This is a genomic window from Pedobacter yulinensis (assembly GCF_003029735.1).
In the GTDB taxonomy this organism is placed as follows: Bacteria; Bacteroidota; Bacteroidia; order Sphingobacteriales; family Sphingobacteriaceae; genus Pedobacter; species Pedobacter yulinensis.
In genome coordinates this window covers 561,292-583,743 of sequence record NZ_KZ686268.1, presented here as the reverse complement: position 1 = coordinate 583,743, position 22,452 = coordinate 561,292, and the positions used below count along the sequence as shown (strand labels likewise).

The window sequence follows — 22,452 nt, the reverse complement described above, 5'->3', positions numbered from 1 at the left end:
GAAATTACCGGCATGAGCCCGATAAAGAAGCGCGGAGCCACCCAATTTTTTGCCGGCACTGGCAAGTTAGCATTTAGATTATAAATTTGTTTGCATGAATATCCGGGAGGCGCGCGCACGTAACGCGAAAAGATACGCTGAAGTACAGTTGACGAGCGACGGGCATCTCCAGGACCTTGTCGAACTGGCCGCCACAGCATGCCAGGCACCCATTGCCTGGTTTTGCCTTGCCGGTGAAGGCAATCCGCAGGTGGTCTGTTCAACAGGAATAAGCCAGGATCAGATCGTGCCTGTCGACAGTTTCCTGCACGGAATGGAAGGAGACAGCCGGCTTACATTTGCCAATTTCACGGCCAGGAATCCGCAATTTAAAGACCATCGCCTGGTTTGCGGCCCGGCTGCAGTTCGTTTCTTTGCCGGTATCCCGGTGCGTTTTGCCACCGCAGCCTACAGCGGTTACCTGTTTGTGATGGATACCCGTAGCCGGTCTTTAACATCCCGCGAAGAACGTGCGCTGTTTGCCGTGTCTGAGCAGATTTCGCGTCTGCTTGACCTGCATGCCGATGTGAAAACCCTTCGGGACGATAATGACGCAATCAGCCATGCACGCATGGCACTGTATGCGATCTATGAAACAGACAGGCGCTTTCATGTGCTGCTGGACCACGATCAGCGGATCCTCGACCACAATGTGCTTTTTGAGGATTTCGTGTCCAACCGCTACGGGCAAAAGCTGCGCAGAGGCCACTTGTTTACGCAATTAATAGATTCCGACTGCCTCCCTGAGTTTATAGAAGGCTTTATTGGCGCCATTAATGGCGCATTGGTACAGCAGCACCCGGGCACGTTTTTTAAAGCAGACAAGCCCGACACCTGGCGGGAAATAACCTATGCCCCGGTCAAAAACTATAAAGGGCGTGTGGTGGGTGTTTCTTATACCGCAATTGATATACGCGAACGCGTAAAACGAGATGAGCAGTTGTCTGTTCAGAAGCAGCTCCTGCACACCATTGCCGAAATGCAATCGCACCAGATACGCAAGCCGGTGGCTTCTATCATTGGCCTGCTGGAACTTATGAAAATGGAGGAAGGTTCAGCGAACAAAGAATACCTTGAACTCATGAGCCGTTCTATCAATGAGCTGGATCGCAAAATACGGGATATTGTAGACCACTCTTCAGGGAAAGGACCTACCTCGGAAACGTAAAGGTAAAACCCAAGGCAAGTGCCTGGCTGGCCTGCACCTTTACATCCTGGTCTTTATCGAACAGAAGAATGCCGGTAAGGCCCGTATTCATGAACCGGTTAATCTTTGCTGTTACACCGATGTCGAGCCGGTGGTCAATTTTAGATAGGGTCAAATCCTCGTAGGGAATAAACATCTGGTACCGCCATTTCAGGACAGTATTTTTGATAACCTCTTTTTCAAAATTGCTGACCACCTGGAAAGCGAGTTCGTTTCGAACCTTTTTGGGCTTCTCAATACCATAATACAACCCGTTAGGCGCATAGATGGAGGTGTCAAGAACGAAGGTCTGTCTTGCCGTGCCTGTACCGATCCGGGTAGAAAAATACTTGCTTGGCTTGTATTCGAAACCGATCGATTCTGTCAGGTAGCCGGGGGCCATAAAGGTAGAGATGCGGCGGTCGGTTACTTCCTCGCCGGCAGCGTTCTTCTTGTAAGAAAAACCGTCATCGAATTGCGATTCGAAGGTCAGGGAGCCGAAAAAGTACCAGTTTTTTGATAACTGCAACGCCGCTTTGTTATCCCAGAAAATACGGTCATTTGTTTTCTTTTCGAGCTGACCGCGGTTTTTGATCTTGCCATACTGAAGCAGTACCTCGCTTACGTAACTGTAACTTTCCTTATTGTATTCAGCGCGGTAATTGATCAGGCCGCCCAGGGCTATCGAGTTCACACCGCCGCCTTTCCAGTTGCCGGTAAATGAAGCCTGGTTCAGGTTGATCCCGATATTGGTACGTGTTTTCCAATAGTTTACCTTTGCGTTCACAACCACCGGTTTAATATTAACCGGTGTAAAATTGATGCTGCCGGTACGGGAAGGCAACGGGTTCTTTTTCAGCTTGAGATTGAGGTCCTGTGTATTGATCGGGACGGTATCTGCCTCCTGGGCACTGACGCGAAGAACGCTGAGAACAACGATTACAAACGGAAGTAGACGCTTCATTCCTACAAAGAAAACGAAAAATGTTTCGGAATAAAAGCCAGAATGGCATTTAATTCACTTTTTCGGAATTTGCAAAAACCGGGACCATGCAAAAAAGGGCCTGTTATCCAGGTAGTTGACATGGTTATCATACGCAAAGGCCTCCCGTTCAAAGGCGATGTTGCGGTAAGCGGTATGGTGCGCCTGACCACGTAACCTGTTTGCCAGGTATAGCGCCAGGTAAACGAGGTAAAAAGGAATAACCAGCATTTCCAATTGTTGCCGCAGGTGGATCTTCTCATGATTAAGCAAGGTCCTGTCTACGGCCATTTGTGGGCTCTTAACCAGAATGAGCGGAAAAAGTGCCATGCCGGCTGCCGGTAACCAGGGGCAAATGAGAACCGGCGGCTTCAATTTTTTGGCATCCCCTCTACTTTGGGCAGCGGAGGCAAGCGGTAAGCCGCTGGATTCTTCCGGTAGCGGGCATACGAATTTTTGACGTATTCGACAAAGGTATAATCAGTTGCCTGGAGCACAAAGGTATAAGACGGGCGATATTGCTGCATAAAGTCGCTCAGTTCAAAGCCGCTGATGCCCAGCAGGCGCCCCACGTAACCGGCATTAAAGCGATAGTCGACGATGGCGTCGTGGTAATCGCGTTCCAGGATTTCCTGAAGGCGTTTTGAATTCCGGCCCTGGCGGCTGAGCAGGTTGTAAAGTGCGTCGATCCCAAGGCCGGCCCCCCGCTGTCCGACATTTAAAATATTGCCACGGCTGCCGCGCTGCAGACCCTGCTGGTATTCGCGCAAATTGTCTTCGTACCGCTGTTTGGCTGTTCTGACGGTATCGCGGATAACTACTTCTTTCAACGTAATTCCAAGAGGCTGAAGCTGGAAATATAAAGAGCTCTGGCTTCGAAAAACCAGTGTATCAACCGCATATCCGCGCAGCGCAGCCACCAGTGTATCGCCGGGCCTGACCCGGGCCGAAAACTCGCCCTTTACGTTATTAAAGATGCCGGTATCTAATCTGACATTGTAAATATAGACCTTAGCCAGCCGCTGGCGGCTGTTTTTATCGAGCACCAGACCCCTCACTGTTTCCTGCGCCTGTGCACGCGTCAACAATCCTCCCAGCAGTATCATACAGGCAATTACAGACTTCATTCCTGCAAACATACAGAATAGCCGGCAATAGCCCCGTCGCTTAACACTATTTAACTTTCAGCTCCTGTCCAAGACGGATGTTGTTATCAGGCAGGTTGTTAAGCCGCTTCAGATCTTCGATTGCGATGTTGAATCTGCGCGATATGCTGTACAGCGTGTCGCCGCTCTGAACGGTATATTTGTCTGCTCGCGGCAGCCCGGTTTCTGGCTGTGCCGTCCCTGCAGGGGCGGGTATGCGTAAAGTGTCTGGCGCCTTTACTACAGGACCCGCCTCGGGCGGGTCGGCTACAGGCGTGAATTTCTTTTTCTCCTGCGGAATGTTTTTGTTGATTTCGGCGAACACCTTGTCTTCACGCCTGATTTTGTCTTTTTCTGATTCCGGGCTGTCGTACTGAGACAGGCTATATTTCTCGATCAGGTTGATCAGGAGGTCGGGATAGCGCGGATTTGTGGCATAACCTGCCTGCTTCAGGCCTTTTGCCCAATTGCGGTAGTCGTTTCTATCCAACTGAAAAAGAAAACTGTAACGCTTGCGTTTCAGAAATTCCGAATGGTCCCTGAACGATTCGCGCGCGTCTTTATACACCCTGAAACAGTCGTTTTTCTGATCGTCATCGCGGTAGTACGTTTTTCCTTTCCAATCCACCGTACACTTGATGCCAAAATGATTGTTGGCGTATTTGGCAAGATCGCTGTTGCCGCTTCCCGATTCAATGATACCCTGCGCAAGCGTAATTGATGCCGGAATGCCCGAGCTGTTCATTTCTTCAATGGCAACGGCCCTGAAGGTCTCGATGTAGCTAAGGGTGGTGTAAGACTGATAATTGGGGTTGCTGCGGTTGGCTTCCTTTTCAATTTTGCGGTTGTTGCGGCTGTATTGCCGGGTTTTACAGGAACTCAGGACCGCAACCAGTAAAACAAACAACAAAAGGATCCGGCGGGTATGCATCAGCATCATTTACAGGTTACAAACGTATTTTTTGACCAGGCTGCAGGACAGATTTTTTCAATCCGTTTTTCTGCATCAGCGCGCGGGCTGTTGTACCGCGTTTCTTTGCCAGGGCATTGAGGTTGTCGCCGCGTTTAACCGTGTACCAGCCCGCACTCTTTACGGCCTTGCCAGACGCGTAGCTTCTTTTTTTAGTGCGGTATTTTTTCTTGTAAACGGGCTCCTTATAATCGGCCGGCCTGTCGTCGTACCGGAACAGCTCGTATTTTTTAATAATATTGATGACTTGGCTGGCCCAGGTGCGGCTGGCCGCGTAGCCCCCGCGTTGTATGCCGTATGCCCAGGAGCGGTAGTCGTACTTTCCGTAGCGGTCAACCAGCCGGCTGAAAGCAGACCGTGTCAGCATGATCTCGACAAAGTGTGCATAAGAAGCCGCATCATCGTCATAATCGCGGTATGATGAATTGATCATCGTGTTGTCGTTCGGTCCTTTTACCCCGAAATGGTTGTTCAGGTACCGCGCAATTTTACTTTTGCCGGCTGCCGATTCGTGTATGGCCACCCCCAGAATAATGCTTGCCGGGATATTGCTCTCATGCGCCAGCGCCTGTGCAATTTCAGTATGGGTGTCAATGTAGTCCTGTACGCTCTGGGCTTTTACGCCAAAGGCGATGATGAGCGACAGGCATAAGGAGAATAGTTTTTTTTTCATCCGTTATCGGTTATGTACCGCCTGCGCGGTACGGTTTACAATTGGCAGGCCCCGAGGCCGCTGCCCTAACGTTTTTTGGCAATGAACAGGCCGTCGCGTACGGGGAGAATCAGTTTTTCTACCCGGTCGTCTGCGGCAACCATGTCATTAAAATCAATAATTTGTCTGGTGTCTTTGTCATTATCCTGTTTCAGGACCTTTCCGCTCCAGAGCACGTTGTCGGTAATGATCAGGCCGCCCGGGCGTACGCTGTCAAATACCAGGTTATAATAAGTTGCGTTATTTTTTTTATCGGCATCAATAAAAACGATATCGAAGGTTTCCTGAATCGTGCCTATCACTGTTACGGCGTCGCCGAGCAGGTAACGGATCTTATCGTTTAACGGCGATTTGGCAAAATTGTCCCGCACCATGTCTTCGAGTTCCGCATTGATGTCGACTGTGTAAATGATCCCGTCTTCTGTCAGGCCTTCGGCCAGGCAAAGGGTGGCGTAACCAGTGTACGTGCCGATCTCCAGAATTCGCTTCGGCTGCAGCAGTTTGCTCAGCATGCTCAGCGTGCGTCCCTGGTAGTGCCCAGACAACATCCTCGGCAGAAGAACCTTGAGGTGGGTTTCCCGGTCTATGTGCTGCAGCAATTCCGGCTCTGGGTCGCAATATTTAAGCAGCAATTCCTGTAACTCTTCGCTAATGAGGTTCATTTGTTGTGGGTATTAACGTAGGGTTTGCATAAAATATTGCAGGATGATGGTGGCCGCAATCGCATCGACCGTTTCTTTATTGCGGCGGTCACTTTTTTTGAGACCGCCCTGCAGCATGGTTTCATGGGCCATTTTCGAGGTAAAACGCTCGTCGACCCGGTGCTGCGGGATGCCAGGAAAAGCTTTTTTAAGCAAGGTTGAAAAACCCTTTACATGCTGAGCAGACTCAGAAGGGCTGCCGTCCATCTGGATCGGATCGCCCAGCACGAAGGCCTCTACGGGTTCCCTTTCCACGTAGCGGCGCAGGTAGTCAATAATGTCTTTTGGATGCACGGTATCGAGAGCCGTTGCAATAATCTGCAGCGGATCTGTGACGGCAATGCCGACGCGTTTAGTACCATAATCGAAAGCCATGATTCTGGGCATCCCTTTTTGTTTTTTCAGCTGCAAAGATAGGGGTTTTCTAATAAGGCTGACTGTCAGGTGTTTATTGCAAAAACAAGTGTCGCTGCGTAGCGGTTATAAAGATTAACCAATACCCCTATGTCATGAAAAAATCTTTTACCTCCTTTTCCCTGCTGTTGGTGCTGGGCTCTTTCTTTCCCGGCAACAGCCTGCTGGCGCAATCGGTGCCGGAAGCAGAAGGCCGGAATCTTGTCAGGTTCAATGCCGGCTCACTCCTTTTTAAAACCATTTCTTTCGAGTTTGAGCATGCCGTAGCGTCCCGAACGTCTGTTGGGGTTGGCCTTCGGGTTGCACCGAAAGGACGCCTGCCCTTTTCTAATGCGGTGGCCGATCTTCTGGAAGACGATCAGCTCAGCGAAATGAAGACCGGAAACTTTGCCATTACACCGCAGGTAAGATTTTACTTCGGACAGGGCGTATTCAAAGGGTTTTACCTGTCACCTTTTCTGCGCGCAGCCTTTTATGATGCTGCGGTTGACTATCGCTTTACTGTCTATGATCAGCAAAGGGTACTTCCGCTAAGCGGAGATTTTTCTGCCTATACGATCGGCCTGGCCATCGGTGCGCAGTGGCACCTTGGGCGTAATTTCTATCTCGATTGGGCCGCTTTAGGACCGCATTATGGTTTTTCAAAAGGTAAAGTGACAGGCTATCAAACGCTTGGGCCTGAAGAACAGGAAGCGCTCAGGCAGGAACTCCGCGATCTGGACGACTTCCCTTTTGGCAAAATTCGCACCACGGTTGACCAGGCTGGTGCTGTGATCGATTTTGATGGTCCATGGGCAGGGCTGCGCATGAACGTTGGTATCGGTTACCGTTTCTGACGGGAGCTTTTTCTGAACTCGGCCAATTTGCTTAATTTGCGGCAGTATGCAGTTCAGAGAGATCATTGGGCAAGACCAGATTAAACAACAGCTTATCCAGTCGGTAAAAGATGGCCGGGTAAGTCATGCCCAGCTTTTTCTTTCGCATGACGGGTCGGGGGCGCTGCCGCTGGCTGTTGCGTATGCCCAATACCTGAACTGCCTGGAGCGTGGTGAGGCCGACAGCTGCGGCAATTGTACGTCTTGCAGAAAGTATAGTCGGTATATTCACCCTGACCTGCATTTTTCTTATCCCTTTTTCGGTTCAGGAAAAGATGATGTGGCGAGGAATTACCTCGACCAATGGCGCACGGTACTGCAGCATGACCTGTATTTCGACATGGATACCTGGCGTGCACAATTCGACGCAGGCAACAAACAGCCGAATATCAACATTGCAGAATGCCATGATATCATAAAAAAGCTGAGTTTTAAGGCGTTCGAGGCAGAAACCAAGGTGCTGATCATGTGGCTGCCCGAATACCTGGACAAAGAGGGTAACACCCTGCTGAAACTTATTGAGGAGCCGCCTGAAAACACGCTTTTTATTCTTGTTGCAAACCATGCTGAGCGCATTCTGTCTACGATCCTGTCCAGGACCCAGATCGTCAAGATCCGAAAACTAACTGATGAAGCTGTTTCCGGCTACCTGACGCAAGAGCTGGGCCTCGGCGAAACACAGGCTGCTGGGTACAGTTTTCTGGCAGACGGAAATCTTGTCGAAGCCAAAAGGCTGGCGGCGAATATAGAAAACGACCATGCGGTTGTTTTTGCCTCCTGGCTGCGCACGGCTTTCAGCAACAAAGGCCTCGAATTAATTTCCTTTTCTGAGAAAGCAGCCTTATGGGGTCGCGAGAACCAGAAAAATTTTCTGCGTTACGGCATTCAGTACCTGCGAGAGTGCTGTCTGCTGATCAGCGGCGCTGATGCCCTGGTAAAACTGCCGCCCCAGGTACTCGAAACGGCGAAAAAACTTTCTGCACATGTGCTGACGCTGGCCATGGCCGAGGCGCTGATCGGCGTGCTGGAAAAGGCGCACTACCACATCGAACGGAACGCCAATGCAAAAATTCTATTTTTAGATGTATCTTTACAGTTGGTGAAAATCATCAATTTTAAAACGCTCCCGCAAGGGACTCAATATATATATCATTAGTATGGGATGTGGAAGTTGTTCATCCGGAGGCGGCTGTGCCCCTGCAGGATGTAAAAGTAATGGCTCTTGCGGAACAGGCGGATGCCAGACCATGGAAGTACACGACTGGCTGTCGAATCTCGACATGCCATCCAGTTATAAACCTTTTAAAGTTGTCGAAGTAAAATTTAAGGGCTCCAGGAAGGAATTTTTTATAAATCAGGATGACCTGTACCTGGAAATCGGCGAACTGGTTGCGGTTGAAGGCCCGACCGGGGGTTACGATGTAGGCCATGTGTCCCTGACCGGCGAACTTGTTCGCATTCAAATGAAACGGCGCAAAACGCAGGCCGACCAGGTGGTAAAAAAGGTCTACCGCAAGGCGACCGAGGCGGATGTGGAGAAATGGAAGATGGCCAAAGACCTGGAGTGGGAAACCATGCACCGGGCGCGTAAGCTGGCCCTTGACCTGCGGCTGTCTATGAAGATCAGCGACGTCGATTACCAGGCAGACAAGACAAAAGCGACATTTTTCTATACAGCAGACGGGCGGGTAGACTTTCGCGAGCTTATCAAAAAGATGGCAGAATCGTTCCGCATCCGGATCGAAATGCGGCAGATCGGCATGCGCCAGGAAGCCGGCCGCCTTGGCGGCATCGGATCATGTGGCCGCGAGCTTTGCTGTTCTACCTGGTTAACAAATTTTAAAACCGTCTCTACCGCTGCTGCGCGGTATCAGAACCTGTCTTTAAATACCCTGAAGCTGGCCGGTCAATGCGGAAAACTAAAGTGTTGCCTCAACTATGAGCTCGACACCTACCTTGACGCGCTGAAAGATATTCCCGATAAAGTAGAGCCCCTGCAAACTGAGATCGGTGTAGCCAGGCATCAGAAGACCGATATTTTCAAAAAAATTATGTGGTTCAGTTATCCCAATGATGAAAACTGGATCCCGCTAAAGGTAAGCCGTGTTCGTGAGATCATGGATCTGAATAAAAAAGGCCAGAAACCGGCAAACCTGAAGGAAGAGGCGGTGCAGTTGGCCGCACCGGCAGTGGTTGAGAAAACCTTCGATTACGAGAATGTAGTGGGCCAGGACAGCCTGACGCGGCTGGATGAAAAAAACCGCAACAAAAAGAAAAAAGGCAAGGCGCCTCAGGCAGGCCGCGACCAGCGCGGCAACCGGGGGCAGCAACAGCCCGGCCAGAAGCCGCAGGCGATCGCGAAGGGACAGGAACAGCCAGCAAAAGGAACTCAGCAGCCAAAGGCAGCCAGACCTCAGGCACGTAACCAGCAAAAGCCTAAAAATGAAGGTGCCGCACCGCAGCCGCTAAAAGACGCAACGGCGGCAGAAGGCCAACCACAAAAACCATCGAACAACAATCGCAACCGGAACAACAGGCGCCGTGGAAACAACCGAAAGCCCAATGCAGGAAACGACCAGCCGCCGCAAAGCGTTTAGCGGGACCGCAGCCATGGTGCTGCTCCTGTTTTGTTTATTGGCCGGCTGCAAGCCCGTGGTCAGAACAGATACCAACGAGGTGTTACCGGGCCGAAAATGGAGCTATACAAATAAGCTTAAGGTTAGTTTCAGCGTAACTGACGCATCGGTCCCCTACAACATGTGGTTCAGGTTCAGACATACCGCTTCGTACGCATACAGTGACCTGTATATACTCGTACACTATTATTACCCCGGCCAAGCGAAAAAAACCAAAAGGTACCATGTGGGGGTGGCGGGCGCTGACGGCATGTGGCTGGGCAGCGGGTCGGGAAATTTTTACACGCGCATGTTTACCCTGATGCGTGCAGGCCGTTTTCCGGCAAAGGGTAATTATACCATCGAGGTTGAACAGAATATGAAAGACAATCCATTGCGGGAAATAACCGACGCAGGGATCGTGATCGAACCGGCATCAGGGTCCTGATTAGCGGTTAATGAGGTGGTTGCGAATGGCAAACTCATATAATGATACCGTTGAATCCTGCAGGCCAAGTTTCCTCACAATGTTTTTGCGGTGGGTACGCACCGTCAGTTCAGAAAGAAAAAGTTTATCGGCAATCTCCTTTGACCGCATGTTGCTGCAAATCATGCTGATAATCTGAACCTCGCGTTTTGTAAGGTTGTAGCGTTTCAAAAATTCATCGACAAAAAACACCTGGCTGGCATCGTCCGGTTCCCGTTGCTCATCTTCAAAAAAGGTTTGGCCCTGTGCTACGGTCATTAATGCGGCTTTCAGGGTCGAGGGCGGCGAATTTTTAATAAGGTAGCCGTTCGCGCCAAGCGCCTTCACTTCGGCGATCAGTTCTGGGTTCTGGTAGTTGGAAAAAATCAGGGTTTTGACCGGCGGGTGAGCGTCGCGAATGGTGCGCAGCACGGTCAGTCCGTCCATTTCGGGCATGTTCAGGTCAAGCAGCACCACGTCAGGACGAACGCGGTCAAGAAGCACCAGCAGCTCTTTCCCGTTATTCACCGAGCCGATAATGTGCATGGACGACTCTTTTGCGAAGACGGATAATAAACCCTCGATGATCATCTGGTGGTCATCGGCAACGATCAGTGTAATGGCGGAGCTCATTTTTTTATATTCGGAATCTCAATGTTTACAATGATACCTCCCGGCGGCGGAGACAATATTTCGCATTGCCCGTTGTAGAACGATATCCTCGAAATGATACTGTCGAGGCCCTTGCCGTTTTTACGCGAATCAAGATGAAAACCACGGCCGTCATCCTCATAAAACAGCGTAATGGAATCTTCAAGTTCTACCAGTTGCAGCAGCGCATGTTTTGCCTGTGCGTGTTTCAGGGTGTTGTTCAGCAGTTCCTGTGAGATTCGGTACAAAGTAATTAAAATTTGCGATGATATGCTTGTGTTGGCGGCGAAACCAATAATGATGCACTCTACTTCGAGTTTACGGCTCAGGTTAATGGTACTAACCAGGTCTTCGATCGTTTTCGCAAAGCCGTACTTGTCTATGGCTACCGGTGTCAGCACATGGCTCAGGTTGCGGATGGTGTGCGCAACATCTTTGAGCACCTCTGAGGCTTTACCGAGCCTCGCACTGCTCATCGTGTCCAGCTCCTTGCTTTCCATCACAGTGCCAAGCTGGAGCGTAACTACAGAAAGCTGTGCCCCGACCTCGTCATGCAGCTGATCGGCAATGAGTCTCCGTTCGTTCTCCTGCGTTTCAATGATGCTTGCAGACAGGTTGCGTTGCTGCTCGTTGACAGAGATGAGCAACCTTTCGCGATCTGCACGGTACCGGTTCAACTGGAAAGCGAGACCGAACAGCAGAATCAGTGCCTCAAAGACGAAGCCGGTCTGCATACCGAAGTTTTGCCAGAAATTGCTCGTGATCATCGTGATGCCGGCGTGAACAAAAAATTCTGTCAGCACGAAAAAGAACAGTACGATAATGGACAGCAGAAAAAAAAGGGCTTGCCGGTTCCCTTCCCTGATTTTTTCGCCGATACTCAATACCGTCAGGAGAATGATAAGACCGATCAGCAATTGCAGGGCAATCAAAAATACGGTGCCGAACTCCAGGAAGCGGGGAACGAGCAGCGGGACGGCAAAAAGCAGGGCGAACGACAGAGAGATGATTTTGAGGCGATTGTTGAGGCGAAAATACCTGCTTTTCTCGTCCTGACCAATGAAATGCTGCATAAAAACAAGCAGAAAAGTACAGCAGAGCGCATTAAATAAAGGCCTGGCCAGGCTTGCAAATGCCGGGAAATCCGGCCAGAAATATTGAAAGCCATAACCTTTATTGGCCATAACCCAGGCATAAGAGCTGATGATGTAAAGAATGTAAAACAGATAGAGGCGGTCGCCAATGGTTATGTAGAGGAATAATGCGAACAGGACCATGAGCAGAATTGCGCCTACATAAATGCCGTTCAGCATGTTTTCGAGCGCGTGGTCCTCGTAATAGACCTGGGCAGGAACGAGCGCAGAAAAAATTTGCAGGGACTCTCCATGTTTGTCCAGGCGGGCGAGGTAGGTACCTGGGGTGTTGGCGTCAAAAACAAACTGCCGGTCTGGCGCCGGGCGCTGGCTGAAGGGAAAATAGTCGCCCGTAACCTTCCACTGTTTGAAAACGCCGTTCTGAGCGCAGTAAAAATCCAGGCGGTTGATGTGCGCGTTTCCGATGATCCAACGCTGGTCAACGTCTGCTTCTTGCACGTGGATGGCCAGCCAAAACACCGAATTTGTATAACCGGCATTGTAGTTTTTACCCTCTAGCAATTGGAACTGGCCCTGCTTGAACCTTTTCAGCGCTTCGGAGGGGCGCAGTTGACGGGCCTTGTCTTCCATCATAAAGACCTGCCTCGCCTGAGACAAGTTGGCGAGCAGCAGCAGGGCAAGGAAAATTAGCCATCGGCCAGCGGGCCTGGATACCTGGTTTTTCATGTTGAGGGCGTTACGCGGAACCGGGCCCGCAGTTCCCCGCAAATGACCGTTTGCCGGGAATTGCGCTCAAGTTACAATTTTGGCAGCAGCTGTTCAAGTTTCATGCCGCGCGAGCCCTTAAGCAGCACCAGTGACCCTTGAGGCGGCTCCTGCTCCAGGTAGGTTGCCGCTGCGGCAGGTTCATTGAAAAAAAGTCCTGCGAGTTCGCCCTGGTGTGCAGAAAACGCCGGCCCGATAAAGATGAGCTGCTCAAAACCAGCCTGTGCTGCCAGCCGCCCGATTTCGAGGTGTTTTTCAGCTGTGCTGTCACCAAGCTCGAACATATCGCCAAGAATGGCTGTCTTGTGCGGTGCCGAAAGGGCAGACAGATTGTCGATCGCGGCACGCATGCTGCTGGGATTTGCGTTGTAAAAATCGCAGATCACCGTGTTTCTGTCTGTTCTGGTAAGCTGAGAGCGGTTGTTTGTAGGTTCATAAGATGCCAGCCCCCGGTTAATGGCTTCGGGTTCCATTCCGAAATGCAGCCCAATGCAAACAGCCGCCAGGATGTTTTCGAAATTGTATGCGCCGGTAAGGCGCGTCTGGAGCTCGAATGCTGCACCCCCGTTTTTCCAGCGTACTTTCAGAAAAGGGTCGGCCGTGATCAATTCGCCGCTGGTAAAGGCATCGTTGTTTTTGCCATAAAAAACCAGGTTTTTAAGGCCGCTTTTTTCGGCCATTTGTATCAGATCAGGGTTATCCTGGTTAATAAAAGCACGGCCGCCGCTGGCTGCCAGGTAATCGTAGAGTTCTGCTTTCCCCTTTTTTACCCCTTCAAAACCACCGAAGCCTTCCAGGTGTGCCATGCCGACATTCGAGATCAGACCCGCCGTTGGCTGTGCAATGCTGCAGAGGGCGGCAATTTCCCGCTGGTGGTTTGCTCCCATTTCAATGATCGCGATCTCCGTTCCGGCAGGGATGGCTAGAATCGTAAGCGGAACCCCGATATGGTTGTTCAGGTTGCCTTCTGTAGCAAATACCGGGAATTTTTCTGCAAGTACAGCCCGCACCAGTTCTTTGGTGGTTGTTTTGCCGTTGCTTCCAGTCAGGCCGATAACAGTTATGCCGAGTTGTTGCCGGTGAAAGGCCGCCAGTTCCTGCAATGCGTTCAGCGTATCGGGTACGCGGATCAGTTGCGGATGTTCGGGAAGATCCTGTTTGTCGACCACAGCGAACGCAGCACCGCGGTTCAGGGCCTCTGTTGCAAAATCATTTGCATCGAAGTTTTCTCCGCGAAGCGCGAAAAAGAGGCTGCCATTTCCGATCTTTCTTGTATCAGTAGAAATCTTGGGGTATTCCAGGAAGCGTGCGTAAAGCGATTGAATGTCTGACATGGCGTTCTGTTATCCGGTAAAATTACGACGAAGCAAACGAAACAAAAAGCGGAAAAGCAGCAAGTCCTGCCGGGCGGTCTTATCGCCTGTGCCTGTTTTTGAAAATTGTTGATATCTTGTAGCGTTAATAGCCTTCATGAAAAAGCTTCTCTTCTTTTTTGCCCTCCTGCCGGCCTTGGCTTCAGCACAGCTGGTCAGTCCGGACACTTTCTTAGGATACGAACTCGGTACGCAGTTTACAGCGCATGCGCGGGTGGCTGCGTATTTCAGGCAGGTGTCTGCCGCGGCAAAAAATGTCAGGCTGGTCAGTTACGGCAAAAGTTACGAAGGCCGGGAACTGATAGCGGCGTTCATATCTTCGGAAGAGAACATAGCAAAGCTTGAAAAGATCAGGGAAAACAATTTGGCCATGACCGGGCTGGGCGAACAAACAGCACTCATGGCAGAGGCCCCTGCCATTTTATGGATGAGTTATAATGTGCATGGAAACGAGGCCAATTCGACCGAAACGGCCATGAAGGTCTTGTATGACCTGGCTTCCGGCAGGGAGAATATTTCGAAATGGCTCAGAAATACCGTGGTGGTGATCGACCCATGTCTGAATCCTGATGGCCGTGAACGTTATATTTCCTGGTACACCAGTGTAGCCGGGGCCCGGCCAAATCCTGATCCGGCAGCGCGGGAACATGCTGAACCCTGGCCGGGCGGACGAACCAACCATTATTATTTCGACCTGAACCGCGACTGGGCCTGGCAGACCCAGCAGGAAACGGCAGCACGATTAAGGTTGTACAACCAGTGGATGCCGCAGGTGCATGTCGATTTTCATGAGCAGAGTTACAATGAGCCGTACTATTTTGCTCCCGCTGCGGAGCCCGTGCACCGCGACATTACGCCCTGGCAACGCAGTTTCCAGGTAGTTGCGGGTAAAAACAATGCCAGGTATTTTGATGCCAACGGGTGGCAGTACTTTACCAAAGAACGTTTTGACCTCCTGTACCCCTCTTATGGCGATACCTACCCGTTGTATAATGGGGCGATCGGCATGACATACGAACAGGGTGGTATTGGCGCCGGGCTTACCGTGGTAACGGCAGACGGCGATACGCTGACGCTGAAAGACCGGATTGCCCATCACCATACCACGAGCCTGGCTACCCTGGAAACTGTTTCGCAGCACGCCCCCCGGCTGATCTCAGAGTTCAAAAAATATTTTGAGGCGGCTATGGCCCCTAAGACGGAATACCGCAGTTACCTCGTTAAAGGCGACGATCAGGTGCGGATCAGCGCGTTAACAGCGTTGCTGGACAAAAACCAGATCCGTTACAAATTTGGCGGGGACGCGTTTGTTCCGGGCTTCAGTTATGAGACAATGAAAATGGAGCGGGTTCGTGTGGGCCGAAATGACCTGATCATCAACTCCCGGCAGCCCAAGTCCGTTCTTGTGAATGTGTTGTTCGAACCGCAGACGTATGTTGCAGATTCCAATACCTATGACATTACTGCCTGGGCATTGCCCTATGCCTACGGAATGAAGGCCTATGCGCTGAAAGAACCGCTGACCGGGACCTTTGATGCTATGGAAGATGTTGCTGCCGGTGGCGCGGCGCCAGATGCGAGGGCCTATGCCTGGGTATTGAAGTGCCGGGGTTACGAGGACATGCGCCTGGTCGAAGCGCTGCAGCGGCAGGGCGTTAAATTCCGCATTGCCGATGATGATTTTGCCATCGCCGACCAATCGTTCGCCCGGGGTAGTCTCCTGGTTTACCGGAACGAAAACGAACGGTCTGTTTCGGGGCTCGTTAAAAGGCTTGAAGATGCGGCAAGGCAATACAAACGGGATTTTGTGAGCATTAGTTCAGGATTCGCTGCCCGCGGCCGTGACCTTGGTTCTTCGCCCTACCGCGTCATGCGCAGGCCGCGTATCGGCGTGGTTTCGGGGCCCGAGACCGCTGCGCAGGGCCTTGGCGAGATCTGGCATTTCCTGGAGCAGGAACTGGGCCTGCAGGCTACACTGGTAAACGGCAGCGTGCTGGCAGGCAATCTCGATCTGCACAAATTTAACACCCTGGTTATACCTGACGGCAATTACCGGAGCCTGCCGGCAGAAGCTTTGGGAAACTGGGTCGCTACCGGCGGGCGGCTCATTGTTATTGGCGGTGCAGCAGAAGCCCTGACAGGAAAAAAGCCTTTCGATCTGAAAATGAAGATGAGACCCGAAGAGAAAAACGCAGTCAGTCAGAGAAAATATAACGAAAAGGAAAATTTCTCTGAATCAATCCCCGGGGCGATTTACCGGGTACATATGGACAAAACGCATCCCCTGTCTTTCGGTATGACCGGCGGGCTGTACTACTCGGTCAAGACAGATGATATGATTTTTGAATACCTCAAAGAGGGATACAATGTCGGTTCGGTTGATGAAACCAGTTTCAGAGCCGGAATGGCCGGATCGAAGGTGAGGGCGCGCCTAAAAGACGGCGCATTGCTGAGCGTGCAGCCGCTCGGCAAGGGACAGGTTGTTTATATGGCAGATGACCCGGTATTCCGGTCTTTTTGGTATAGCGGGAAGCAGCTGCTGGTGAACGCGCTTTTTTTTTAATAGTCTGAACGCGAGGCTTTAAATTAAGCCAGCCTGTCAGGGAAGTTTTAGATAGTTAAACCGTCCATCGGTGCAAAATTTTTTCAAATCATTTTGAACCTGTTGTATAATTAGCTAAATTTACGCTTCTATTTTTGCCTCTCATTTTTCTGGTTGCCGCTCTTGCAATCTGATTTCGCTCCAGTTCGTGTTACTAACTTAGATTACTGCAAATGGGAGAATATATACTTTGCTCGCGTGATTCGGCTTTAATTGCTTGCTGCTTTGTGAGCATTCGGTCCAGGGCATGCAGGAGCATTGAGAGTGTTGACGGGTGACGTCGATTTCTCGTCTTAAACGGTCGACATCTTAAGGCCTGATCGTTAAAGCTGTAAACTGACTGCAAATTGTATTTGTCAGTATCCATGCGGCCAGGTACAAATATTATTATTTCATAAAAACTGTCCGTTTAAAAACTGGAAAGCCGTATGTCTTTAGTAAGCAGTTACTAAAATCTATTTGTCAGTTATTATCACGCTTAATAGGGTCAAAATCTTCATCTGTTTATCGCTCCTCATTAAACCCAATTAATTTCAATTTTCTATGAAAAAACTTTTACAAAGTTTGTTCTTGCTTTTGTTTCTGGGCTCAGCAGCACTTGCACAAGAACGGACCATCACAGGAACGGTTGTGTCAAGTGAAGACAATATGCCTGTTCCGGGCGTTACTGTTCGCCTTAAAGATGCAAAGACGGGCACATCGACCGGGGCATCAGGAAATTTTTCGCTGCGCGTACCGGCGGGATCTGTTACCCTGGAGTTCACTTCTATCGGTTTTGTAACGCAGACGGTGACAACGGCCGGTAATTCAGTTTCAGTTTCTTTGAAACTCGATGCCCAGACACTGAGCGATGTGGTTGTTACGACCGCCCTAGGTATTAAAAGGTCGGCGGCTTCTACAAGCTATTCGAATCAAACCGTTGATAACAAGACGCTGACCGAAGGAAAGGTTGTGAACCTGGCCACCGGTCTTCAGTCTAAAGTTGCGGGCTTGCAGATCAACCTGGTAAATAATGGCGTAAACCCATCGACCAGGGTTGTGTTGAGGGGTAACCGGTCTATTACCGGAAACAACCAGGCCTTAATTGTGGTGGATGGAGTTCCTGTGCCCAACAGTGTATTGTCTTCATTGAATCCAAATGATGTTGCTGAGGTGAACGTCCTGAAAGGCGCGAACGCGGCCTCCCTTTACGGCTCTGAAGGTGTGAATGGGGTGTTGATTATCACTACAAAAAAAGGAAGCAAGGGCAGAACATCTGTTAATTTCAGTAGCACAACTTCGCTTGAAAGCGTTGCCTACATGCCGAAGATGCAGGATCAGTTTGGAGCCGGCTATGATCTTGATACCTACGTGCCTTATGAAAACACATCATGGGGGCCAGCATTCGATGGCTCGATGAAAGTTGTCGGACCTACGCTTGAGAATGGCGCCGAATGGATTTTGCCCTACTCCGCAATACCGAATGAGAAAAGAAACTTCTGGGATACGGGTACAACCTTTCAGAACGATCTTTCGTTTTCGGGAGGAGATGAAAAATCTACTTTCTATTTCTCCCTTCAGGATGTTAAAATTAAAGGTATAACGCCGAAAGACGAAAACCGGAGAACAAGTGTGAGATTCAATGCAGACCGCAAGTTTGGCAAGCTGAGTGCCGCAGTTAACATGAATTACACCATTGCAAATCCGGAGATGACAGCGTCGAGTGTTTACAATAATTTATTGAACATTCCGCAAAATATTCCTATTACTCAACTTCAGGATTGGAGAAATAATCAATTCGCAGCGCCAAACGGCTATTTTTCGGGTTACTTTGTCAATCCATATTGGGAAATTGACAACAACCGCCGCAACACCCGCGACGAAACGGTGAACGGGAACGTTGAATTCAGGTATGATTTTGCCCCATGGCTGAATGCAACGTACAGGTTAGGAGCCTTTAATAACAACAGCAATTATAAACAGTACTATGCGAAGGTTTCTTATACCAATGCATATGACCGGCCATCAGCGAATCCTGGAAGTGTTACTGACCGTTCTGATAATTACCGCAGGCTAAACTCTGACCTTCTCTTGCAGGCGAATAAAACCTTCGGTGATTTCAAACTCGATCTGCTGGTAGGCAATAACGTTCGTTCTGAATACACAAAATTTGTCTCGCAAACGGCCAATGCCCTGGTTGTTCCAGAACTTTACAACATTTCCAATCGTGTAGGAGAAGCGACTGTTGCCTCTGAGTTTATAGAAAAGCGACAGGTTGCGTTATTTGGTGAGTTCAATGCCAATTATAAGGACTTTCTTTACTTGACCCTGACCGGAAGACAGGAATGGGTTTCGGTGCTAAGCAAACAGAACAGAAGTTACTTCTATCCTGCGGCTGGTTTGTCGTTTGTCTTCACGAAAGGTATTCCTGCACTGCAGAATAATAATCTGCTTTCATTCGGTAAGATATTTGTCTCCGCGAACAAAACAGCGAATGTGAACTTATCTCCATATGCATTGCAGACCCCGTTCAATGTTGGAGGCGGATTCCCTTATGGGAACTTGCCTGGGTACACAGTCGGCGACCGGTTTGCCAACCCAAATCTTCAGCCTGAATTTGTGCGGGCAGTTGAAGCAGGTGTGCAACTCGGATTTTTTAGAGATCGTCTGAACCTGGAAGCGGTGTACGGAATTTCGGAATCAGAAGGGCAGATCCTGCCGATTTCCACCTCCTATGCAACAGGATACAGTTCTGCTTATGTTAATGCTGGTCTTGTAAGAAACAAAAGCCTTGAGCTAAGTCTTCGGGCCACGCCTATCCGGTCATCGGCTGTTGAGTGGACTGTTGGTCTAAACTTTACGCACCTGGATAATGAAGTCGTTGATCTCTATCAGGGTCTGACCGAGATACCTCTTGGGGGATACGCGAATTCGGCCTATATCTACGCTGTAAAAGGTCAGCCATATCCGGTTCTCAAAACAACTGCTTATCAAAGAGATCCTGCGGGCCGGATTGTCGTTAACGGAACGACAGGATACCCAATCAGGGCAACTGGGCTGTTGGAACAGGGTCAGACAAACGCACCAACAAACCTCGGTTTTAATACAAGCGTAAGCTGGAAAGGATTTACGCTGGCAGGTCAGCTTGATTACAGGACCGGTAACGTGTTTTATAATATCCTCGGAAATACAAACAACTTCACCGGCCTGTCTTATGAGAGTGCTCAATATGGCCGTCAGCCGTTTGTTGTTCCAAATTCGGTGATCGAAACCTCTCCGGGTGTTTATCAACCAAATACCAGCGTAAAAACTCAGGACGGAGGGTTCGATTATTGGTATGGCCAGTACAATAACATCCAGGAAAACTATGTAACCGATGCAAGCTTCCTGAAATTGCGCGAGCTTTCGCTCACGTATCAGCTTCCGGCAAAATGGCTTGCCGGCCAAAAGGTCGTAAAACGGGCAAGTCTTGGCGTTGTAGGAAGAAACCTTTTCACATGGTTGCCTAAAGAAAACATCTATACCGATCCCGAGTTCAACTTTACAGACGGAAACGCAGTTGGTATTTCAGATTATATCGCACCGCCGACAAGGATTTATGGCTTTAACTTAAATGTAACGTTCTAGCAAAGAAAATAATGAAAAGATTATCCAGATATGTTGTACTGGCACTTTTTGGTGCTGCTACACTAACAGGTTGTGAAAAAAACTTCCTGGACGTGAATGACAATCCCAATCAAACGATATCAGCAACCCCCCAGCTTTTGCTGTCAGGTGCGCTAAACAGGACAACCAGCAACCTGACCCTGAACTTCAATCAGCTGGGGAACCTATGGGCTGGCTATTGGGCGCCGCCCACTGATTTTCTGTATTACATAGATGAGAAGCAGTATAATGTGACTTCGTCATTTAATGTAGCCAGTTGGGAAACCACTTTTGATATTCTAAATGACTACCAGGAACTTGAACGTATCTCTACCGAAGCAAACCTCCCGGTGTATGCGGGAATAGCAAAAATAATGAAGGCTTACGGTTTCCAACATCTTGTTGATGCCTATAACAATGTCCCGTTTTCAGAAGCCCTGCAGGCAACCGCCGTTATACGACCAAAGTATGAACCTGGGCAAACTGTTTATGAAGGCAGCCTTGCCCTGATAGACGCAGGTATGCAGTCGATTAAATCAGCCGGCGCTTCAGCAGTCAGGCCTGGTAATGACGACATCTTTTTTGGCGGAAACACAACAAAATGGTTAAAGTTTGCAAACACCTTGAAATTGAGAATGCTGATCAGGCAGTCTGAGGTTCCGGGCAGGCAAGCATATATTACTGCAGAAATAGCTAAGATCGTTGCAGAAGGATCCGGGTTTATCGGGGCCGGTGAATCCGTATTGTCAAACCCCGGGTATCTCAACTCATCCGGTAAGTTGAATCCTTTTTGGGAACGCTACTATGCTAATTCGGCTGGATCCCTTACAGATTATTACAGGGCGACCCGGCCAACGGTTTTCGTAATCAATAAATATGAGAGCAACGCAGATCCGCGTGAAGCCCGTATGTACGCTACTGTGTCTGGCGCTTATAAAGGCGTTGAACTTGGCAGGAATAGCGGTGACGCAGATGCGATTAATTATAAAGCCAATGTGACATCTCCCCTGCTGCCCGGGGGGGGAGTCCTCAAATCTGGTACACAACCAACGATGATCTTGTCTTCTTTCGAAAGCCTTTTTCTGCAGGCAGAAGCTGTACAGCGCGGGTGGCTTACCGGCGATGCACAAGCGCTTTATAATGCTGGCGTAGCCGAGTCATTCGCATTTTTAGGAGTTGCTAATGCCGCCGCTTCAGCGGCAACTTATATCGCCCAGCCCAAGCAGAATGTGAATTTTCCGACCTCTACGAATAAAATTCAGGCTATAATATTCCAAAAATGGTTGTCACTCAACAGCATTAATGGCTGGGAAGCCTGGAATGATTTCAGGCGTACCGGATACCCTGCCGATAATCCGCTGTCGGTCGATGCCGTAACACCGAAACATCCGGTCAGATTGTTTTATCCTAACTCAGAACTAGGTACGAATGGTGAGGAGGTCGCTAAACAGGGCGCGTTGGATCCTTTTAACTCCAGGGTGTTTTGGGATGTCAACTAGCAGAAACATGTTCAACCAGTAACGGATTTTCATCTGGCTTTTTAAGCCTTTTTCTAAGTGATACCAGCCACCTCATAAGTTATTTATGAGGTGGTTTTTTTATGACTGGATATTGAGTTGTAAAGGTGAATTTTAAAACTTTTAGGAAATTTAGGATTGGGGTTAATATCGTGTGAACGAGTGTTTTATCAACAATGTTCGTCCTGGCACGATATTCATATTTCGCAGCATGTGTAAAAAAGCGTTCTTTCCACTCTGTTATTTTGTTTAAAGAAAAAATTCAATTACTGTAATAGCCTGTTAAATTTAACTTGATTATTTATGCATCGGGCTGAGATTATGGTTAATCTGTGTCCCATCTAATTGATTTTAAGCGCTGTCCCGGCAGTTTCGCGTTGTTTTTCGTATTTAGGTAGGCCAATAGCGGATTAATAGTGAAAAACCGTTCAGGTTTCGGGTTGAAATGTTGGTAATTATCATTTGTTTGTTGCTTATATGATGAATAATGGGCTATCTAGCAGATAATTCATGAAATATTAGTGCTTAGTCTATGATTTGATAAATTTTTTTGCCGGAATTTTACAAGTGTATATTTTAAAATTACTAAAAATCGCCGGGATTCTAACGGTCATACGCACTTACTTGTTATCTTTAATGTTAATTTTTGTTGTTTAAGGCCATTGTTTGTCTTGTGCTGACATGTCAATGTGATTGGAAAATTAAATTTAGAAAAGTTACA

18 protein-coding genes are annotated in these 22,452 nt (G+C 49.2%); 8 read left to right on the top strand and 10 right to left on the bottom strand.

Annotated features, from left to right (window positions below):
- Nucleotides 1-94 precede the first annotated feature (94 nt).
- Nucleotides 95-1,207: a histidine kinase dimerization/phospho-acceptor domain-containing protein gene (locus C7T94_RS02560; RefSeq protein ID WP_107213337.1), complete on the top strand. Its 1,113-nt coding sequence runs from the start codon at nt 95-97 to the stop codon at nt 1,205-1,207.
- On the opposite strand, the gene C7T94_RS02555 is transcribed toward C7T94_RS02560, so the two are convergent.
- From C7T94_RS02555 to ruvX, 7 genes are all read right to left on the bottom strand, one after another.
- Complete coding sequence (locus C7T94_RS02555; RefSeq protein ID WP_107213336.1) at nt 1,191-2,189, bottom strand: DUF3078 domain-containing protein; 999 nt, start codon at nt 2,187-2,189, stop codon at nt 1,191-1,193. The genes C7T94_RS02560 and C7T94_RS02555 overlap by 17 nt on opposite strands.
- A 54-nt stretch (nt 2,190-2,243) precedes the next feature.
- Nucleotides 2,244-2,498, bottom strand: coding sequence for a hypothetical protein (locus C7T94_RS02550; RefSeq protein WP_239494907.1), 255 nt, complete (start codon nt 2,496-2,498; stop codon nt 2,244-2,246).
- An 80-nt stretch (nt 2,499-2,578) separates the two neighbouring features.
- The gene (locus tag C7T94_RS02545) at nt 2,579-3,313 is read right to left on the bottom strand and encodes a hypothetical protein (RefSeq protein WP_239494906.1); all 735 of its coding nucleotides are present in this window, start codon (nt 3,311-3,313) and stop codon (nt 2,579-2,581) included.
- Nucleotides 3,314-3,380: 67 nt separating this feature from the next.
- Nucleotides 3,381-4,283, bottom strand: coding sequence for a glucosaminidase domain-containing protein (locus C7T94_RS02540; RefSeq protein WP_107214634.1), 903 nt, complete (start codon nt 4,281-4,283; stop codon nt 3,381-3,383).
- A 16-nt stretch (nt 4,284-4,299) separates the two neighbouring features.
- Nucleotides 4,300-4,995, bottom strand: coding sequence for a glucosaminidase domain and LysM peptidoglycan-binding domain-containing protein (locus C7T94_RS02535; protein ID WP_107213330.1), 696 nt, complete (start codon nt 4,993-4,995; stop codon nt 4,300-4,302).
- 65 nt (nt 4,996-5,060) lie between these two features.
- Entirely contained in the window at nt 5,061-5,696 is a 636-nt protein-coding gene (locus C7T94_RS02530; RefSeq protein ID WP_107213328.1) for an O-methyltransferase, read from the bottom strand.
- Nucleotides 5,697-5,708: 12 nt separating this feature from the next.
- Nucleotides 5,709-6,122, bottom strand: coding sequence for a Holliday junction resolvase RuvX (ruvX, locus tag C7T94_RS02525; RefSeq protein WP_107213325.1), 414 nt, complete (start codon nt 6,120-6,122; stop codon nt 5,709-5,711).
- Nucleotides 6,123-6,244: 122 nt separating this feature from the next.
- On the opposite strand from ruvX, the gene C7T94_RS02520 reads away from it, so the two are divergent.
- From C7T94_RS02520 to C7T94_RS02505, 4 genes are read left to right on the top strand one after another with little or no spacing between them, the layout of a single operon-like run.
- Nucleotides 6,245-6,985, top strand: coding sequence for a DUF3575 domain-containing protein (locus C7T94_RS02520; RefSeq protein WP_107213323.1), 741 nt, complete (start codon nt 6,245-6,247; stop codon nt 6,983-6,985).
- Nucleotides 6,986-7,031: 46 nt separating this feature from the next.
- Nucleotides 7,032-8,180 carry a DNA polymerase III subunit gene (locus tag C7T94_RS02515; protein WP_107213321.1) on the top strand — a complete coding sequence of 383 codons (1,149 nt, stop codon included), beginning with the start codon at nt 7,032-7,034 and terminating at the stop codon, nt 8,178-8,180.
- Nucleotide 8,181: 1 nt separating this feature from the next.
- On the top strand, nt 8,182-9,621 hold the full coding sequence (locus C7T94_RS02510) for a PSP1 domain-containing protein (protein ID WP_107213319.1): 1,440 nt from the start codon (nt 8,182-8,184) through the stop codon (nt 9,619-9,621).
- Nucleotides 9,587-10,087: a gliding motility lipoprotein GldH gene (locus C7T94_RS02505; protein ID WP_107213317.1), complete on the top strand. Its 501-nt coding sequence runs from the start codon at nt 9,587-9,589 to the stop codon at nt 10,085-10,087. The genes C7T94_RS02510 and C7T94_RS02505 overlap by 35 nt, the downstream gene beginning before the upstream one ends.
- On the opposite strand, the gene C7T94_RS02500 is transcribed toward C7T94_RS02505, so the two are convergent.
- The 3 genes from C7T94_RS02500 to C7T94_RS02490 all read right to left on the bottom strand — a co-directional run bounded on the left by C7T94_RS02500 (nt 10,088) and on the right by C7T94_RS02490 (nt 13,949).
- Nucleotides 10,088-10,738 (bottom strand): response regulator, encoded by a 651-nt coding sequence (locus C7T94_RS02500; protein WP_107213315.1) that lies wholly within the window; start codon nt 10,736-10,738, stop codon nt 10,088-10,090.
- Nucleotides 10,735-12,576: a sensor histidine kinase gene (locus C7T94_RS02495; RefSeq protein ID WP_162618518.1), complete on the bottom strand. Its 1,842-nt coding sequence runs from the start codon at nt 12,574-12,576 to the stop codon at nt 10,735-10,737. The genes C7T94_RS02500 and C7T94_RS02495 overlap by 4 nt, the downstream gene beginning before the upstream one ends.
- A 71-nt stretch (nt 12,577-12,647) precedes the next feature.
- Complete coding sequence (locus tag C7T94_RS02490; protein WP_107213312.1) at nt 12,648-13,949, bottom strand: UDP-N-acetylmuramoyl-tripeptide--D-alanyl-D-alanine ligase; 1,302 nt, start codon at nt 13,947-13,949, stop codon at nt 12,648-12,650.
- Nucleotides 13,950-14,085: 136 nt separating this feature from the next.
- Here C7T94_RS02490 and C7T94_RS02485 point away from each other — a divergent pair, with 136 nt between their 5' ends.
- From C7T94_RS02485 to C7T94_RS02475, 3 genes are all read left to right on the top strand, one after another.
- Nucleotides 14,086-16,551 (top strand): M14 family metallopeptidase, encoded by a 2,466-nt coding sequence (locus tag C7T94_RS02485; RefSeq protein WP_107213310.1) that lies wholly within the window; start codon nt 14,086-14,088, stop codon nt 16,549-16,551.
- Between the two features lie 582 nt (nt 16,552-17,133).
- The gene (locus tag C7T94_RS02480; protein ID WP_107213308.1) at nt 17,134-20,196 is read left to right on the top strand and encodes a SusC/RagA family TonB-linked outer membrane protein; all 3,063 of its coding nucleotides are present in this window, start codon (nt 17,134-17,136) and stop codon (nt 20,194-20,196) included.
- An 11-nt stretch (nt 20,197-20,207) separates the two neighbouring features.
- Nucleotides 20,208-21,713: a SusD/RagB family nutrient-binding outer membrane lipoprotein gene (locus C7T94_RS02475; RefSeq protein ID WP_107213306.1), complete on the top strand. Its 1,506-nt coding sequence runs from the start codon at nt 20,208-20,210 to the stop codon at nt 21,711-21,713.
- Nucleotides 21,714-22,452 lie beyond the last annotated feature (739 nt).